The sequence below is a fragment of the Neoroseomonas alkaliterrae genome (assembly GCF_014199195.1).
GTDB lineage: Bacteria > Pseudomonadota > Alphaproteobacteria > Acetobacterales > Acetobacteraceae > Neoroseomonas > Neoroseomonas alkaliterrae.
Window position 1 is genome coordinate 1 of sequence record NZ_JACIJE010000040.1, and the last position, 1,507, is coordinate 1,507.

1 protein-coding gene is annotated in these 1,507 nt (G+C 63.0%); it reads right to left on the minus strand.

Annotation, left to right across the window (positions count from 1 at the left end; genetic code table 11):
- Window positions 1-359 precede the first annotated feature (359 nt).
- On the minus strand, window positions 360-1,241 hold the full coding sequence (locus tag FHS88_RS20430) for a hypothetical protein (protein WP_184487325.1): 882 nt from the start codon (window positions 1,239-1,241) through the stop codon (window positions 360-362).
- Between the last annotated feature and the right edge of the window lie 266 nt (window positions 1,242-1,507).

Sequence of the window (1,507 nt, forward strand, 5' to 3'; positions counted from 1 at the left end):
GCTACCCGCTACGACCAGACCGCCGAGAGCTTCCTCGGCTTCGCGACACTCGCCTCCATCCGACTGTGGATCAGGTTTGTCCACGCGGCCTAGGCGGCAGGTGCGGAATGGAATGAAGGGTCTCGCGAAAGGCCGCGATTTCGGACAAGACTTCGTCGAACCTGGAAACCTGCGCCTCTAAAATGCGGGCCAGAGTCGGATGGCTGGGCTGGCCGTGTCCAAACCGCGGTCGCGGATTGACCGGGTAATAGTCGGTGACGGTCTCACTCCATCTCATGAACGGATCGGGCTCCACTCCTTGCGGGCCACCGCGGAACTTGGATTCGAAGCGCTGTCATGGACCGCTGAACCACGATAGGTCACCGGACATCAAGCTGCCACCGCTGGATCAGGAAGTTCAGATGCGCGCCGTGGCGTCTGCCAAGCGCCCTTGGCCGCAGGAGTACGATGGACCCGGCGCCCGGCGTCACGTCGAACAAGGACGAGAGTTCCTCGGCGAGGTCAACCTTTCCGGCGCGAAGGTTCCGAAGCGCCACGACCATTTCGCCCGCCCGCCCATGCGCCATCCAGGTGGCGAGCGCCTTTGCGCAGCAGGCCTTTCGGAACGGCCCTGATGCGATCACGAGCTCAGGCAGGGCGCCCCGCTCCAGCCAGAGCGGCCACGGGGCGGCCGAGAAGCTCGCCCAGTTGGAGATGGCATCGCGTGACGAAGGCAGGCCGAGCGGCGTGACGTCTCCGAGGTCAACATGCAACAGGTCCAGTCTGCCTTCGGCGTACGCCGCTGCGACCAGCGGATGCGCGAGCACCACATCCAGCGACGGCCGATGCGCGGTGACGGCCACGGCTTGGTTCGACGGGTTTCCCACCGCGAATGGTATCGCCCAGGTTGCGCCGAACAGGCAGACGTAGTTGGAGTTCCTGGTCAGTTCCGAGAGCAGCGTGCGCTCCTCCCGCGTCAACGAGTCGCGGTCAGGCGTCGCTGCTTCTTGCGCGGAGGCCGCGACGGCGGCGCGGAGGTTCGATTGCCCGCGATACCGCGTGACGGCGCCACGCACAGCGCCGCGCCCGACGAGCGCCTGCCTGACATCCCATTCGAGCGACACACGGCTCAGGACGCGCGGCCTTGTGCCTACGAAACCGTGTGTCCCTTTCGCCTTCTCGTAGGCGGCGATGAGGTCTTGATCGGAGACCAGCCTCCCGATCTCTCTTTTTCCGCCTTTCTCGTCATCCGGAGTGTTCACGGCCGATATGCAGTCAAATATAGCGGATGTGAAGTTCCGTTCGGTCTGGAGAATATGCGCCCACCAATGATCGACACCCCAGCAAGTCAGAGATCCATCGAATGCGTTCAGGAAATTTTCAAGTTTTTCTGCCTTGAATAACGGCCACGTTACCTCGATATATGAAACTATTCTAGGCCGCGTGGACAAACCTGATCCACAGTCGGATGGAGGCGAGTGTCGCGAAGCCGAGGAAGCTCTCGGCGGTCTGGTCGTAGCGGGTAGCG